Here is a 16364-nt window from a genome sequence, read left to right on the forward strand (position 1 = left end):
ACTATGAAATATACAAAAAAATATATCCTAATGTTCATTGTTTTATCCCTCACTCTAATGAATGGGTGTAGCTGGTCAGGAACAAGTGATAAGGGCAAAGTTATTGTGTTAAAAGCTGTAGAAAATCAGCCGGAAAATTATCCAACGACACAAGGAACAATGTATTTAGGAAAACAATTAGAAGAGAGAAGTCATGGCAGAATTAAATTACAAATGTACGCCGGAGGACAACTTGGTCAAGGGAAAACGATTAGTGATGCGATAGAAGCCGGTATTATTGATATTGATCGTATAGGAATTGATGTTTTTATCAAAGAGATACCTTCATTAGAAGCCCTTCTAATGCCTTATGTATTTCGTGATTCTGATCATGTTCGTAAAGTACTCGATGGTGAGATTGGTAGCACGATTGCTCAAGAGTTTGAAAAAAAAGATATGATTGTTTTAGGTTATTATGATTCTGGTGCTCGAAGTTTTTATGCGACTAAGCCCATTGTAACGCCAGAAGACTTAAAAGGTTTACAGCTGCGCGTATTACCAGGTGACTTATTTGCTAATATGATGCAAACTCTCGGTGCGACAGGAGTGCCCTTATTATATAATGATGTATATCCAAAACTTCAAACTGGAGCTGTCAGTGGAGCTGAAAATAGTACACCAAGTTATTTGACTTCTAAGCATTTTGAATTGGCAAAATACTATACTCTTGATGAGCATACAGTATCCCCTGAAATTTTATATATTAGTAAAAAAGCATGGAATCAGTTAAGCGTCGAAGATCAACAACTGTTAAAAGAATGTAGTGCGGAAGCTGCAAAATATCAGCATAAACTATGGGCTGAGTTTACAGAACAGTCCATGAAAGCCCTGCAAGACAAAGGCGTTACGATATTGCAACCTAATAAGGAACTCTTTCAGAAGGCTGTCGAGCCATTATATCAAAAATATCCTCAGCATACAGAATTAATACGCAAAATACAGGCCGTGAAGTAAAATAATATGGAGAGATGACTATGCAGAAAAATAAAATGTTAGAATGGCTTTTGTTATTGACAGTATTCATTTGGGGGATGAATACTCCTATTATGAAGGTTGGGTTAATTTATATATCACCTGTCCTATATAATGCCATTCGATTACTCATCGCTGCCATGTTAGCTTGGCCTATTTTATGGTATTCGAGAACTTATAAACCGGTTCAAAAAAATGATATCATTCCGATTCTAGCTATCGGCCTATGTGGATTTTTCTTTTGCCAATTATTTTTAGCGATTGGTTTACCGAAAACAACGGCAGGCAATGCTTCCTTAATGATGGCATTATTACCTCTTAATGTGGTGATTATGAATCGGATTTTCAAAAATGAGAAAATGACGTTTCCTATGGCAGTCGGTATGGTCGTATCTTTAACAGGAGCTATTTTGGTGATCTTAGGTTCAGGTAAAGAAATAAATTTAACAAGTAACCATTTAATTGGGACTTTATGTGTATTTATTGCGCAAATTGGTAATGCGTATTATACTATTTTTTCTAGAGATTTACTTGCTCGATATTCCACCTATCAAATTACGACTTATGTTTTGACTGTGTCTGCCATTGCTTTTGGTATACTTGCCATGCCGGATTTACTTACAGTATCATGGAGGGCGATACCTTTTAGTGCTTGGGCAAGTATTAGCTATTCTGCTCTGTTTGCTCTTTTGTTTTGTAATATTGTCTGGGTTTGGGTCATTGGTAAATTGGGCAGTACAAGAGCTTCCCTTTATCAAAATTTGATTCCGATTTTTTCAATCATTGGTGGGTGGTTTTTCTTGGGAGAAGTCATGGGATGGTTGCAGTGCGCTGGAACTGTTATCATTTTTATAGGGTTATATATATCGCGTATAAAAGTTAATAAGGATTTGATTACAAAATCAGAAAGAATCGTATGTTCAGATTCAAAATAAGGATGAGTAAGGCTTTTTTTGCGCTTGAGGATTTAACGCAAGGAAGCCTTTCTAATTCTATTTGGCGATATTTTTAAGCGAGAAGATATGAAATCATTTAATTGACAATTTGTTATAGATTATATATGGTTATAAATGAATATGGTAATGTTGTTCTATTTACATCTTTGATGGTGAAAGATATTCCTATTAGAATGATATGTTTAACGATAAATTGAAAGAGTATGGAGGGGAAAATAGTGAGTTTAATACGGATATTAAAAGCCTTAGGTGATGAGACTCGGCTTAGCATTATGAATTTATTGCGAGTTGAAAATTTATGCGTATGCGAAATTGAAGCCATACTTCAAAGTAGTCAGTCTAATGTATCGAGGCACTTAGCAAAATTGCGTGATGCAGGTATTATATATAGTGAAAAAAAATCCCAGTGGGTATATTATGGAATTAATCAAGAGATAGTAAATCGGTATTCCTTCATTAAAGTCTTATTAGATAAAGACCTTGCTGCCCATGTTCAATATCAAGACGAGTTAGCCAAACTTAAACAATATCGAGAGCAAAACTATGAATGTAAGTTTTCAAAGGACATGGATACTAAGTAGGATATAAAAAATCTAAGAGAAAATTATGCTAGCATTCATCGATTAAGATAGTTGCATATATTAATCGATGAATCATGAAGGAGTTGTGACTTATGGAATTTTTTTTGAATCAAGAGGCAAAGGATTCTATTGCAAGTGAAGTTGATAAGGCAATCACCATTCGTGTTGTTGATGGAGCGGGTGGGTGAAGTAATGGTTGTGGCGATGGAAATCGTCAACCGTCCGTGAGACGGGGTACACCGGCTAATATTCAGGTGTATGAACGAATCGAAATTGATGATATTTCTGTGTATTATAGCCAAGAGTTAGCAACTTTATTTAAAAGTGTCACTATAAAAATGGAAAGATTATTTTTTATCAAAATATTAGTAGCTATTGGTAAACGATAGTTGCTTTTGAAGGATGAATTCTCTGGTGATAAGATACGAAAACAGACTGTTCATTATGCGAACAGTCTGTTTTCGTATCTTGTTATTGATGCTAAACGCTAGAAGGAGCGGCTGCCCAATTGAGGGTGGCGAACTGGTTTCAAACTCAGTTTAAGCACATAGGTTAGTGCTTCTTTCATTGTGATATCTTGTCGACCCTCTGGCGTTTCAATTACGCATAAAGGATCATCTACGCCAATTTCACTTGCAGGTAAGTAGAGATATTCTTGTGTATTGCAGTCGCCAAAAATTTTTCCTGCTTTCAAGTGTTCCGTTGTCATTCTGCTCATATAGATCCTCGCTCTTTATTATTTACATCGATAGATTTATTATATAATATTCGACAGTAAAAGTAACGAAATATAAAGACGTCTGGTCTTTCTCAATGTTTACTTGCAGAAGTGAAAAATCTTAGAAACACTTACTTATTGGAGAATAATTTGAATAGATTTGATACTTAATGTAGTTTTGCAGGGGAAAAAATAAAATAGTAGAATTTAATCGTTTCGTGTGTAATTTTGGAAGACGTGGTGCGGCAAGAATTTACATGCAATGATGAGATTATAGGAGGACTTTTTTTACAATGTTAGGTATTATTTTAGCACTTATTGTGACTTCAATGGTTATTTACATGATCTTAAAACAGTATAGAACCCAAGCTGTTTTGGTTTTTGGTGGTTTAATCTTGATGTCATGTGCAATTGTTTTTGGTCTTGGAACCATTTTGCCAGCTAAAGAGAGTACAGGGTTGGTATGGTTCGATTTGTTTGAGTTTATTAAGAAGACATTGAGTGGTAGGGCTGCAGGTCTTGGATTAAGTATTATGGCAGTCGGAGGCTTTGCTCGGTATATGGATCATATTGGTGCTAGTAAAGCATTGGTTAAAATCGTAATTAAGCCCTTGCAAAAGCTTCATGCTCCATATATTATGCTAGCAGCTTGTTATATTGTTGGGCAATTTTTAGGATTATTTATTAATAGTGCTTCTGGTTTAGGTATGTTGCTCATGGTTACCATGTTCCCTGTATTAGTAAGTTTAGGTGTAAGTCGTTTGGCAGCTACAGCGGTGATTGGTACGACTCTTTGTTTGGATTGGAGCCCCGGAGATCCAGGGAGTGTATTATCAGCCAATACTGCTGGTATGGATATTGCTACCTATTGGACTCAATATCAAATTCCTGTTGCACTCACTGTCATGGTTGTCGTTGCTGTGCTTCATTATTTTGTTCAACGGTGGTTTGATCAGCGTGATGGACATGTTGTTGAGAAATTGGATATGAATGTTGGCAAGGATGACGAAGAATTGCCACCAGCAATCTTTGCTTTGTTACCGATTGTACCTTTAGGATTGATTTTAGCATTTAGTGATATTGGTATTAAATCAATTAAAATGGATATTGTGAATGCGATGTTTATTAGCTTGTTCGTATCGATGATTTTTGAGTTCATTCGTCATCGTGATTTTAAGCAAGTTTTTGGTGATTTACAAGTGTTTTTTGATGGTATGGGTGTTCAGTTTGCTGGTGTTGTGACACTAGTCGTTTCTGGTGAAGTTTTTGCTCAGGGGTTAAAATCTGTTGGTGCTATTGAAACAATCATTAGCTCGGCTCAATCTGCAGGTTTTGGCGGAGCTGGTATGATTGTTGTTATGGTGTCTATTATTGCGATTTCTTCTGTAGTCATGGGGTCTGGTAATGCACCTTTCTTTGCTTTCGTAGCACTGACTCCGGTTGTAGCAACTAAGATGGGAATTGCTCCAGTGCTTATGCTATTGCCAATGCATTTTGCTGCGAGTATTGCTCGTAGTATGTCGCCGATTACTGCTGTCATTGTTGTTGTATCGGGTATTGGGAAGGTTTCTCCTATTGATGTGGTAAAGCGTACAGCCATTCCGATGATTGGTGCTTTGATCGTTAATGTCGTAGCCACCTTTGTGTATTTCTACAGATAATTACTATATATAAATCCTCCAATTTTATCAAAATGATAATTGGAGGATTTTTTTTATGTGGCGAATAGTATGAATGAAAAGGGGATGAAGTATAAAAAATAGGAGTGTGAAGTATTGTGTGGCGACAAATTCCACAAGGAATGTATTTTCCCAACAAATGTATTGGTTTTTATACAGCACTTTTTATGATTCTTTGGCTAGGAGCCTGGATTATGAATGGTACGCAAAATAGTCATTTTGATTTAGACCGACTGCGAGATAGCTATATTTGGTTGATGACGCAATTGAATGCGACGCATGCGATCGATTCAATTTGGAATAGTCCTAAGGGGAGTAACTTGGAAACGGTTGCAGCTCTTGGTAAGCAAGGAAATGCGGTAGAGCAATCAAAATAAATAGGAAAAAAATGTAAAAAACTTATTTTAGATCTTTTGCTTGTTATGCTTTTATGATATAATTTGTTTTTATAGAAGATATTATATAGAGAGATATAATAAAAAAGCAGGAGGGATATGAAGATGGAATTATGGTTTACTGAATCGCAAACAAAGAATATAGGATTACAGATTAGGGTAAAAGAAACCCTTTTTATGGGAAAATCTGAATTTCAGGATGTAGCAGTCGTTGATTCCCATCAATTTGGCCGAATGCTCGTTTTGGATGGTGTATTTCAAACGTCGATTGCTGAAGAATTTATTTACCATGAAATGATTGCTCATGTGCCATTATTTACCCATCCTAATCCCAAAAATGTATTAGTCATTGGTGGGGGCGATGGGGGAGCTATTCGTGAAGTTGTCAGACATGATGCTGTGGAAAAAGCTGAAATGGTTGAGATTGATGGAATGGTCGTGGAAGTTTCGAAACAATTCTTACCGGAAATTAGTGAAGCCATGATTCAGCCTCACCCGAAACTTGAACTTAAGATTGGTGATGGTATTCAGTACATGAAAGATGCTGAAAATAAATATGATGTGATTATTGTAGACTGTTCTGATCCGATTGGTCCTGGTGAAGGTTTGTTTACACCAGAGTTTTATAGCAATGTATACAAAGCTTTAAAAGAAGATGGCTTATTTGTTCAACAAACAGAATCACCTTTTTATCATCAAGAATTGATTACATATGTAAGTAAAGAAATTTCTGCATTATTTCCTATTACTAAAATGTATTTAGCTAATATTCCTTTGTACCCAAGTGGATTGCATTGTTTTACGATGGGATCGAAAAAATATAATCCATTGGAAGTGAATACAGATAATATACAGGAATTGAAGACCCGTTATCATAACAAAGATATTCAAAAAAGCTGTTTTGTACTACCGAACTTTGTTCAAGATTTATTGAAATAATTGATAAAACAAAAACAAGCAGGTGCCAGTCTAGGCATCTGCTTGTTTTTGTTTTATCAATTACAATAAGTTTTCAGGATTCAGTCCAGCTAATTCTGGTGTAACAAAGCGCCCATCTTTACGAATGAGTACATCATCAAACCAGATTTCACCACCACCGTATTCTGGAGTTTGTATGCAGACTAAATCCCAATGGATCGCTGATTTATTACCATTGAAGGCATGGTCGTAGGCGTTACCTGGTGTGAAATGAAAACTGCCTTTGATCTTTTCATCAAATAATGTATCTTTCATAGGGATGCTAATATGAGGATTAAGTCCAATCGCAAACTCTCCGATATAGCGAGAACCTTCATCTGTATCTAATATTTTATTGATTTTTTCAGTATAGTTAGCCGTTGCGTTGATTATTTTTCCTGCGGAAAATTCAAGACGGATGTTTTCATAAGTCACTCCCTGATATACAGCTGGTGTGTTATAAGTTAAAAAACCGTTGATTGATGTTTTGACAGGTGCAGTGTAGACTTCTCCATCGGGTATATTGCGTAACCCGGAACACTTGACAGCGGGTATATTTTTAATCGAGAATGTTAAATCGGTACCAGTGCCTATGATTTTCACCTTATCAGTTCGATTCATTAAATCAACTAGTGGAGTCATAGCGTTTGACATTTTAGCATAATCAAGATTGCAAACATCAAAATAAAAATTTTCGAAGGCTTCTGTACTCATATTAGCAAGTTGTGCCATTGAGTGATTTGGATAGCGCATTACACACCACTTGGTATTTGGTACGCGTAGATCTGTATGTACTGGTTTTTGATAATGTTGTTGGTAGATTTGTAATTGTTCAGTGGAGACATCGGAAAGTTCACTAATATTTTCGCTTGCACGTATACCGATGTAGGCATCCATAGCGCTCATACGTTGAGTTTCCCATTGGGCAATTAGTTTTATTTGATCAATTGTAGCATTTTGTAATAGAACACGCTGCAACTGATTATTCTTTAAGGTTAAAAAAGGTATAGCACCAACGCGATAGGTTTCTGCAACGAGGGCTTTAGCCAAAGGTAAGGCATCATCAAACATTTCAATCAAGATCTTTTCGCCTTGTTTTAAACTAGTAGAGTAGGTAATGAGATTTTTAGCAAGCTGTTGTATTCGTGGATCCAATATAAAGACCTCCTTATGTTTTGGTATATTTATACTGAAACTTATTATATAGTATTATTCCATAAATAAAAATAAAAAAACATTAAAAATTATGAGTTTACTCTATTGTGTTTATGGTTAAGATGATATATAATAGTATATGTGATTATTCCTCGATAGCTCAGCTGGTAGAGCAATCGGCTGTTAACCGATCGGTCGTAGGTTCGAGTCCTACTCGAGGAGCCATCCATGGCCCGTTGGTCAAGCGGTTAAGACACCGCCCTTTCACGGCGATAACGGGGGTTCGATTCCCCCACGGGTCACCATTCATTCGGGCGATTAGCTCAGCTGGGAGAGCGCCTGCCTTACAAGCAGGATGTCGGCGGTTCGATCCCGTCATCGCCCACCATTTTATGAATAGTCAATGAGTATTGGAATAAAAATTCTAGTACTCATTTTTTTTGCATGTATACCTCTTTCTGTTGTGTTTCAAATCTGGTTTATTCAATTAAGTTTTTATCGTCATTTACATAAGGGCAGGAAAAATGCAAAATTTGACGAATTATGTAGAAAAAGAGGTGTTAAATTTGCAAAAGTTGCAGGATACACGTTTGTGGGTGCGTTGGCTTATTCTTTTTTTCGCGCTGTTTGTATCAATTGGAGTGACTTCCTATTATTTTGCAACTCATTATCGGAATATCATTACGCAAGAACGTGAAATCCTTGGAGGCGTAGTAAAACGTTTAGATTTAAATTTAAATGCCCGCTTAATGGCGTTGCAATTTTTGGCATCAGATGTAAATCAAAAGAAATTTGACCCAAAAGAAATGAATAAAGACCTTATGCGTTCGGTAGAAATATTGAAATTTTTTAATGCAAGGATTTTTGATCGGGATGGAAAAATCATTGCGGAAGCTTGGCGATCCCTTAATTCTGTAGAAGTGCATGACTGGGAAAGTTTTAATCAGGTTTTAGTTGGTAATCCTATTATTTCTGATGTGATTGTATCTGAACAATATCAAAGACCTTATGTAAGTTTGCGAGTCCCGGTTTATAGTACTAATGATCATATAGAAGCAGTACTCGCTGGTGGAATTTTGCTCGATGATTTGAAAAAGTTGGTTGAAATAGAAAAAATACCAGTTGGTCACTATATATTTATTAAAGATAACAATGATCGGGTCGTTTACTATCCAGACTCTGGCGAAGGAATTGTACAATCAAGATTTATGCGAGATATGCAGATTGATTTTCGTCAAAAATCAAGTGGGATGATCGTTGATAAATCAATAGATGATGAAGAAGATTTAATCTATATTTATGATAAGTTAGAGACGTCTAACTGGCATATTGTCATGGTTGTGCCTCTGAATCAACTATATAGTGCTGCATTTTGGCATTCTGGCTATTATTTTGCGACATTGTGTTTGGTATTGCTTTGTGCTGGATTATTATATCGTGATTTAAAACAGACTCGCTACTTTGAGGAAAATATACAACGATTGCGTATAGAACGTCTAATGAGTGTAAATCAGTTAGCGGCAGGTTTAGCCCATGAAGTTCGAAATCCTCTGACTGCGATCAAAGGATTTATGCAGTTGATTGCTCGTAAAATGGATCAGACACCCAATCCTGATCATGTGGAGATTATTTTAAATGAAATTGATGGGATTGATCATTTGCTTAGTGAATTTCAGTTATTGACTCTTCCTTTGAAGACTCCTAATTTTATTAAGATTGATGTAGAACAAATGATCAATCATGTTATGATTTTAATGAAGGGTCAGGCAGCGAGTAAGAATATTATCTTAACATTTCATACTAACAAAGATGGTTTTATCTCTGATTATGTAGATATAATGGATGGAGTTACACATTATAGAAAAGACTATGTGTTGGGTGATCTGACGCAGTTAAAACAAGTATTAATTAATTTATTGAAAAATGCGATTGATGCTGTTGATTCGAATGGCACAGTTGATATTTCATTATCGATTCGTGATAAAATGACATGGATAACAGTGAAAGATAATGGAATTGGAATGTCAGGTGATGTGTTAGCGAATATCGGTACACCTTTTTTTACAACAAAAGAAAGTGGAAATGGTGTAGGATTATCCGTTTGTTATAATATTATTGAAAGTCATGGCGGTAGAATTGAAGTGAATAGTGAAGTAGGAAAAGGTGCTACTTTTTTTGTGATACTACCATGTGTTATGTATCCAACATTAGCTCAAAATGATAAAAAAGCTAGTAGCAGCAAAACTTATTAGGATAAAAAAGGAATATGACGATAATTTAGCGTACTTAAAGACAAGAGGTGAAAAAACTTGCATTTAGATCGCTTGAAATTATCGCTTATTCTTTTTATGGGGATTCTGGGCTTAGGTATCTTAGGTTTTATTGTCCTTGAAGATTTATCATTTTATGATGCTGTATATTTGGCTATTGCGACAATTGCGACAGTTGGTTATGGAGATATTGTTCCTAAGACAACTGGGGGCCGTATGTTCACCTGTGTATTTATTATTATTGGTGTAGGTATGGCCTATTATACTTTTAGCTTGGTTATTAGCATGTCGATTGAAGGGCGCTTAAAAGATTTTCTGGGGAGGAAAGGTATGGATAGACGTATCGCAAGTCTGGACAAACATATTATTGTATGTGGGGCAGGTAAAGTTGGAGGAAATATAATTGAACGTTTACAGCATGAAGGGGAGACGTTTGTCGTTATTGAAAAGGAACAGATAGTATATGAACGACTTTGCGAGCAGAAAGTCCTAGCCATACATGGCGATTCTACGTTAGATGAAGTACTTTTGATAGCTGGTGTGAAACATGCTAAAGGCCTGATTGCTGCTTTATCTCATGATGCTGATAATGTGTATGTGACATTGACAGGCAAAAGTCTTAATCCTGATATAACGATTGTCGCGCGGGCAGATCGAAAAGAAGCTGAAGGGAAATTGCGTAGTGCAGGTGCGACTACTGTTATTTTTCCGTCCGTTATGGGTGGTCGGCAGATGGTATCTGCTATGACCAAACCTGTGATTATGGATTTTGTTGAAGATCTTTTTTACAATCAAGAATTACATATGGATATTGCAGAGATTGCTGTAAGTGGTCAATCTAGTTTAGTAGGTAAAAATTTTATTGAAAGTGATATTAAAGGTCGGTTTGATTCTATTGTAGTAGGCATCAAACGTGCAGAAACTTTGATCACTAATCCGCGTGCAACAGAAAGAATCTGTGCAGGGGATATTATGATTGTCCTTGGTCAACGAACGACGTTAAGTAAACTGAATGATTGGTCATTAGGTAAAACGGATGGTGAAAAATAATGGATGCAAAAGAACGACGTATTGAATTAGTAAGAATGTTAAAAGAAGCGGGAGTGCCGTTAACGGGCACATACCTTGCGAAAGAGCTTAAGGTAAGTCGGCAAGTGATTGTTGGCGATTTTGCAATTTTACGAGCATCTGGTACAGCGGTGTATGCTACGCCTCAAGGTTATATGTTGCCAAAAGTTGAAATTCCAAAAACAATTAAAGTTACTTTAGCATGTAAGCATGAACGAGAAAATATGGAGGATGAATTAGCCATTATCATTGATAATGGTGGTAAAGTTTTAGATGTCATTGTTGAACATCCTGTATATGGGGAATTAACAGCGAACTTGATGTTATCCTCGCGACGTGATTTAAGCGAATTTTTACGTAAACTTGATGAAAGTCAGGCTGAACAGCTAGCAAGTATTACGGCAGGAGTGCATATGCATACTGTGGAGGTTTCTGACGATGAGACCTTGTCGAGGATTAAAGATGAATTGAAAATAAAAGGAATTTTGTTGAAATAAACATTTAAATAAATTGAAATGTTGGAAAAAGTTAAAATAGTTTAAAAACTTTACCAGAACAAGCAGGAATTTGTGTAGGCGCGTGGAAGTATATAGTGGTCAGACCATCTGTCCAGTAAAAAAATCAATGATGGGAATGAACGAAAGGTAGGTGATTGTGATAGGAATCTAGGAAAAGTTGTTCTAATCCTAGAATCTGAATTATTAGAAAAAAAAATATATTTTAATTATTTCGAGAAATAAGCAGGAATTTGTGGTTATATGTTGAAATGTAATAGTGGTCAGACCACCTGACCAAAAAATTAGAGAAAGAGGTGTTCACCAATGCCATGGACTCAAGTGTATGACCCGATGAATAATCTAGCCCTATCATCCCTGTTGGCGGCGATTCCAATTATCCTCATTTTTTATCTATTAGCTGTTCGCCGTGCTCCAGGACAAATTGCTGGTGCAGTCGCTGTTACTTCAGCTGTACTAGTTGCAATCTTTGCATATAATATGCCGGTTGATTTAGCTCTTAAAGCAACAGGTATGGGTGCTTTATATGGAATATTCCCAATATTTTGGATTGTTATCACTGCTATCTTTATTTACAATATGACTGTAGAAACGGGACAGTTTGAAATTGTAAAAGACTCAATTGCTACAATTACAGATGACCGTCGTTTACAAGCGCTTCTCATTGCTTTTGGTTTTGGCGCATTCTTGGAAGGTGCTGCAGGTTTTGGTACTCCTGTTGCGATTTCCGCAGGTATGTTAGTTGGTCTTGGTTTTAATCCACTCTATGCAGCAGGATTATGTTTGATTGCGAATACTGCACCAGTAGCTTTTGGTGGTATCGGTATTCCAATTATTGTTGCTGGACAAGTTACTGGTCTAGATACAATGAAAATTAGTGCTATGGTTGGTAGACAATTACCGTTCTTATCTGTTATTATTCCAATTTGGTTAGTTACATTAATGGCAGGTTGGAAAGCTACTAAAGAAGTTATGCCTGCTTGTTTGGTTGCCGGTGTATCCTTCGCTGGTGTGCAATGGTTTTCTTCAAACTATATCGGACCAGAACTTCCCGATATTTTATCATCTCTTGCATGTATTATTTCTTTAACTGTATTCTTAAAAATTTGGAAACCAGCAAAAATTTGGCGTTTTGAAAATGAACCAGCACCTACTCTTAAAGCAAATAGAGCAGCTCTGACTTTTGGTAAAGTTTTTAAAGCATGGTCTCCATTCATTATCTTAACTGTAATGGTTATTTTATGGGGCTTGAAACCAGTGCAAGCAGCACTTGATGCCGTTACAATTAAATGGTTTGTTCCAGGACTTGATAAAATGATTATGCAAGTTGCTCCAATTGCAAAAGTTCCAACAGCACTTGGTGCTCTTTATAAAGTGAACTGGATGAGCGCTGCTGGTACTGCCTTGTTTATTGCAAGTATCGTTACTGCAATGGTACTTGGGGTTGGTCCTAGCCAATTTATCGGTATCTTCTCAAAAACATTCAAACAACTGATTAAACCATTAATTACAATTCCATGCGTACTTGGATTAGCATACATCATGAATTTCTCAGGTATGAGTGCAACTCTTGGTCTATTCCTTGCAGGTACAGGTTCCTTGTTCCCATTCTTCTCTCCATTCTTAGGATGGTTAGGTGTATTCTTGACAGGTTCCGATACTTCTGCCAATGCCTTGTTTGGCAATTTACAATCCGTTACTGGACAACAAATTGGTGTTGATCCTATATTAACTGTTGCAGCTAACTCTTCAGGTGGTGTTTGTGGTAAAATGATCTCCCCACAAAGTATTGCTGTAGCAACTGCGGCTTCTGGACTTGTTGGTAAAGAAGGAGATTTGTTCAACTTCACAGTTAAGCATTCACTTGTATTAGCTGTTATTGTTGGGGTTATGACCTATGTACAAGCTTATTATTTGACTTGGATGATTCCGTAACAAATAATAAAGGTAGTTTGATAATTTGTAAAGGTTATCGGGGGTGGGGAATTTTATCCCTGCCCTCTATCTTTATAAAGGCAAAGACAAAGAACGGTATATCGAGAGTGCATAATATAGTCTGTATCATATAGACTAGTTGAGGAAGATAGTTTATTATAGAACAATGTAACGACTGCGTTGCTGTACTCAATATGTATAGTTGAAAAAATATAGATCTTTGCAACTACTGAAAATACGGAGGAATTCATGTTTAAGCCAGTTAAAATTAAGAAAATTTATGAAGAAGTCATTGAACAGGTAAAAAAGTTGATTATCGATGGGAAATTACAACCCGGTGATAAACTGCTGTCTGAACGTGAATTGGCTGAAAAATTGGGTGTAAGCCGAGCTTCGATACGTGAAGCATTTAGTGCTTTAGAGATGATGGGGATTCTTACAATTCGACCTGGCGAAGGAAGTTTTGTTCGTCAAGTATCCTATGAAGGAATGTTTGAGCCATTATCTTTTTTATTGCAAGTTGATATTGATAATGTGATGCAACTTCTCGAAGTGAGAAAAATTTTAGAAGTGGAAATTGCTACCCTTGCAGCGACGAGAGCTACGCCAGAAGATATTGAACTGATACGACATGCTTTAAATAATATGGTTGATGAAGTAAATGTGGGTGAAATTGGTGATATTGCCGATGCGGAGTTTCATTTTGCTGTCGTAAAGGCTGCTCATAATCCTATATTAATGACTTTGATTAACACGATTTCGGAATTGATGGCAAATACCGTTCGCTTTTCTCGGCGAAAGATCTTTATGGTAGAAAATATGCCGACCATGTTATATGATTCTCATTGTTTGATTTTTCAAGCGATTGTTAATAAAGAACCCAAGAAGGCTGGGAGTTTAATGTATGATCATTTGACAATGGTTGAAAACATTATGCTTCAACTGAAAAGTGGAGGAGTAACAGAGTTAACTAAGCTTGATTCAGTTTCTATGGATAATGAAATAAAAATCGATTGTGGCTTTCCATCTTAAAAGAGCTGGAGAGCTTTTTTACTGGAATAAATTGCTATTTATTGACAATTGAAGTTAACAATGTTACACTATTAATAAGGGGAAATATTCTTAAAACGAACAAATGTCTGTTAACTGAAAGGAATGTGATGGGTAAAACAAGGAGAAGAAAAAACGGAATTTTCAAAAAAAGAGGGGGATGATTATGAATTCAGTAATGCTACTCGTTGTAGCTGCATGTGTCTTTTTATTAGCTTATCGTTATTATTCGGCGTTTATTGCGACCAAAGTATTGATGTTAGATGATTCGATTGTTACGCCTGCTTACCGTTGTAATGATGGAACTGAGTTTGTACCTACCAATAAATGGGTATTGTTTGGACATCACTTTGCTGCTATTGCTGGAGCAGGTCCTTTAATTGGACCAGTGCTTGCAGCCCAATATGGTTGGGGACCTGGATTTATGTGGATTTTACTCGGCTCAGTCTTCGCGGGTGGTGTGCATGATTTTATTATCCTATTTGCTTCTGTACGGCATAGTGGACAATCTTTAGCAACGATTGCTCGTAAAGAAGTCGGTCCGATTACGGGTATTACCACATCGTTGGCTATTTTATTTATCATTATTGTAGCTTTAGCAGGGCTTGCTATCGTAGTTGTGAATGCTTTATTTAAAAATCCATGGGGTGTATATACTTTATTTATGACCATCCCTATTGCAATTATGATTGGGCTCTATATGTTTAAAATTGTGCCAGGCGCAATTCGGTCAGGTTCAATTGCTGGTTTTTTACTCGTTATGGCAGCTGTGTTTACTGGTCATTATATTCCTAATTCTTCATGGGCCGATCTATTTACGTTGACTAAAAACCAACTTGCTATTGCATTGCCTATCTATGGATTCTTTGCTGCAGTACTGCCCGTATGGTTGCTGTTAGCACCTCGTGATTATCTTAGTTCTTATATGAAAATTGGTACGATCGGTGCTTTAGCATTGGGGATTTTGATTGTTCAACCAACTGTCAATATACCCTTTACTACAACTTTTGTGAATGGCGGAGGACCTATTATTCCCGGACCAGTATGGCCCTATGTCTTCATTACGATTGCTTGTGGTGCAATTTCTGGATTTCATTCCTTGATTAGTTCAGGTACGACGCCTAAAATGATTGAACTTGAATCTCAAGCTCGTCCTATTGCCTATGGCGGTATGCTGACAGAAGGCTTTGTTGCAACAATGGCACTTATTTCCGCAGTTGTACTGATTCCTGGTGATTATTTTGCTATCAATACTCCTCCTGCGATTTTTGCTAAATTAAATATGCCGGCAGTTGAGATTCAACATTTATCTGAATTGGTGGGTATGGATGTAGCTGGTCGCCCAGGAGGTGCTGTGTCTTTAGCTGTTGGTATGGCAAGTATTTTCTCAGGCATTTCTGGTATGGGTCATCTGATGAATTATTGGTATCAGTTTGTCATTATGTTTGAAGCCTTATTTATTTTGACAACAATCGATGCAGGTACTCGTGTTGCTCGTTATATTTTACAAGATATTATGGGCACCTATTTATACGCTCCTTTCAAAGAAACAAATTGGGTATTTGGAAGTTTACTTACTAGTGTTCTTGTTACATTTTGTTGGGGATATCTCCTTTATAGTGGTGATGTCGCAAGTATTTGGCCCCTATTTGGTGTTGCCAATCAGTTATTAGCTGTAGTAGCGCTAGCTATTGGTACAACAATTATTTTGAAAATTTCTTCTAAAAAATCCTATGCATGGATTACATTTGCTCCATTGGCATTTTTGTCGGTGACAGTTATGTATGCTGGAGCTTTGAATTTAATGATGTTTTTCAAACGTGGGGATCTACTTGGTAACATTAATGGGAGTGTTAGTGTTCTGTTGATGATACTCGTTATGGTTACCTTAATTGATTGCGTGCGTAAGTGGCTCGAGTTGTTAAAAACCAATAAGCCTGTTGGTATGAATATTGAAAAACATGCTAACTGTGTGATTGGGGAGACGAAACCGAATATTCCGAGCTAACTCATACAAAGATAAACAACAATGAGGTCAAATTTTACTTAAACGATTGAAAAGTTTAGGTAAAAT

14 protein-coding genes and 3 tRNA genes are annotated in these 16364 nt (G+C 36.6%); 15 read left to right on the forward strand and 2 right to left on the reverse strand.

Annotated elements, in window-relative coordinates:
• Nucleotides 1-3 precede the first annotated feature (3 nt).
• From ACAN52_RS07245 to ACAN52_RS07255, 3 genes are all read left to right on the forward strand, one after another.
• Nucleotides 4-993 carry a TRAP transporter substrate-binding protein gene (locus ACAN52_RS07245; RefSeq protein WP_378953907.1) on the forward strand — a complete coding sequence of 330 codons (990 nt, stop codon included), beginning with the start codon at nucleotides 4-6 and terminating at the stop codon, nucleotides 991-993.
• A gap of 20 nt (nucleotides 994-1013) precedes the next feature.
• The gene (locus tag ACAN52_RS07250) at nucleotides 1014-1946 is read left to right on the forward strand and encodes a DMT family transporter (RefSeq protein WP_378953909.1); all 933 of its coding nucleotides are present in this window, start codon (nucleotides 1014-1016) and stop codon (nucleotides 1944-1946) included.
• A gap of 239 nt (nucleotides 1947-2185) precedes the next feature.
• The gene (locus ACAN52_RS07255; protein WP_378953910.1) at nucleotides 2186-2548 is read left to right on the forward strand and encodes an ArsR/SmtB family transcription factor; all 363 of its coding nucleotides are present in this window, start codon (nucleotides 2186-2188) and stop codon (nucleotides 2546-2548) included.
• Between the two features lie 487 nt (nucleotides 2549-3035).
• Here the strand turns inward: ACAN52_RS07255 and ACAN52_RS07260 are convergent, their stop codons facing one another.
• Nucleotides 3036-3266: a hypothetical protein gene (locus ACAN52_RS07260; RefSeq protein ID WP_378953912.1), complete on the reverse strand. Its 231-nt coding sequence runs from the start codon at nucleotides 3264-3266 to the stop codon at nucleotides 3036-3038.
• Nucleotides 3267-3559: 293 nt separating this feature from the next.
• On the opposite strand from ACAN52_RS07260, the gene dcuC reads away from it, so the two are divergent.
• The 3 genes from dcuC to speE all read left to right on the forward strand — a co-directional run bounded on the left by dcuC (nucleotide 3560) and on the right by speE (nucleotide 6279).
• Nucleotides 3560-4927, forward strand: coding sequence for a C4-dicarboxylate transporter DcuC (gene dcuC / locus ACAN52_RS07265; RefSeq protein WP_378953913.1), 1368 nt, complete (start codon nucleotides 3560-3562; stop codon nucleotides 4925-4927).
• A 116-nt stretch (nucleotides 4928-5043) separates the two neighbouring features.
• Nucleotides 5044-5322 carry a hypothetical protein gene (locus tag ACAN52_RS07270; RefSeq protein ID WP_378953915.1) on the forward strand — a complete coding sequence of 93 codons (279 nt, stop codon included), beginning with the start codon at nucleotides 5044-5046 and terminating at the stop codon, nucleotides 5320-5322.
• 123 nt (nucleotides 5323-5445) lie between these two features.
• Complete coding sequence (gene speE / locus ACAN52_RS07275) at nucleotides 5446-6279, forward strand: polyamine aminopropyltransferase (protein ID WP_378953916.1); 834 nt, start codon at nucleotides 5446-5448, stop codon at nucleotides 6277-6279.
• A gap of 60 nt (nucleotides 6280-6339) precedes the next feature.
• Here the strand turns inward: speE and ACAN52_RS07280 are convergent, their stop codons facing one another.
• Nucleotides 6340-7452: an aminopeptidase gene (locus tag ACAN52_RS07280; RefSeq protein ID WP_378953917.1), complete on the reverse strand. Its 1113-nt coding sequence runs from the start codon at nucleotides 7450-7452 to the stop codon at nucleotides 6340-6342.
• Between the two features lie 149 nt (nucleotides 7453-7601).
• Here ACAN52_RS07280 and ACAN52_RS07285 point away from each other — a divergent pair.
• The 9 genes from ACAN52_RS07285 to ACAN52_RS07325 all read left to right on the forward strand — a co-directional run bounded on the left by ACAN52_RS07285 (nucleotide 7602) and on the right by ACAN52_RS07325 (nucleotide 16298).
• Nucleotides 7602-7677: transfer RNA gene (locus ACAN52_RS07285), tRNA-Asn, on the forward strand.
• 5 nt (nucleotides 7678-7682) lie between these two features.
• A tRNA-Glu gene (locus tag ACAN52_RS07290) sits at nucleotides 7683-7757 on the forward strand.
• Between the two features lie 7 nt (nucleotides 7758-7764).
• A tRNA-Val gene (locus ACAN52_RS07295) sits at nucleotides 7765-7840 on the forward strand.
• Between the two features lie 136 nt (nucleotides 7841-7976).
• Nucleotides 7977-9704: an ATP-binding protein gene (locus ACAN52_RS07300; protein ID WP_378953919.1), complete on the forward strand. Its 1728-nt coding sequence runs from the start codon at nucleotides 7977-7979 to the stop codon at nucleotides 9702-9704.
• Between the two features lie 57 nt (nucleotides 9705-9761).
• Complete coding sequence (locus ACAN52_RS07305; RefSeq protein WP_378953920.1) at nucleotides 9762-10772, forward strand: potassium channel family protein; 1011 nt, start codon at nucleotides 9762-9764, stop codon at nucleotides 10770-10772.
• Nucleotides 10772-11287, forward strand: coding sequence for a transcription repressor NadR (locus tag ACAN52_RS07310; protein ID WP_378953921.1), 516 nt, complete (start codon nucleotides 10772-10774; stop codon nucleotides 11285-11287). Before ACAN52_RS07305 ends, ACAN52_RS07310 begins: the two co-directional genes overlap by 1 nt.
• 324 nt (nucleotides 11288-11611) lie before the next feature.
• On the forward strand, nucleotides 11612-13240 hold the full coding sequence (locus tag ACAN52_RS07315; protein WP_378953923.1) for an L-lactate permease: 1629 nt from the start codon (nucleotides 11612-11614) through the stop codon (nucleotides 13238-13240).
• Nucleotides 13241-13489: 249 nt separating this feature from the next.
• On the forward strand, nucleotides 13490-14272 hold the full coding sequence (locus tag ACAN52_RS07320) for a FadR/GntR family transcriptional regulator (protein ID WP_378953924.1): 783 nt from the start codon (nucleotides 13490-13492) through the stop codon (nucleotides 14270-14272).
• A 184-nt stretch (nucleotides 14273-14456) separates the two neighbouring features.
• Complete coding sequence (locus tag ACAN52_RS07325; RefSeq protein WP_378953925.1) at nucleotides 14457-16298, forward strand: carbon starvation protein A; 1842 nt, start codon at nucleotides 14457-14459, stop codon at nucleotides 16296-16298.
• Nucleotides 16299-16364: the final 66 nt, after the last annotated feature.

Source organism: Pelosinus sp. sgz500959, assembly GCF_042610375.1.
In the GTDB taxonomy this organism is placed as follows: Bacteria; Bacillota; Negativicutes; order DSM-13327; family DSM-13327; genus CTSoil-075.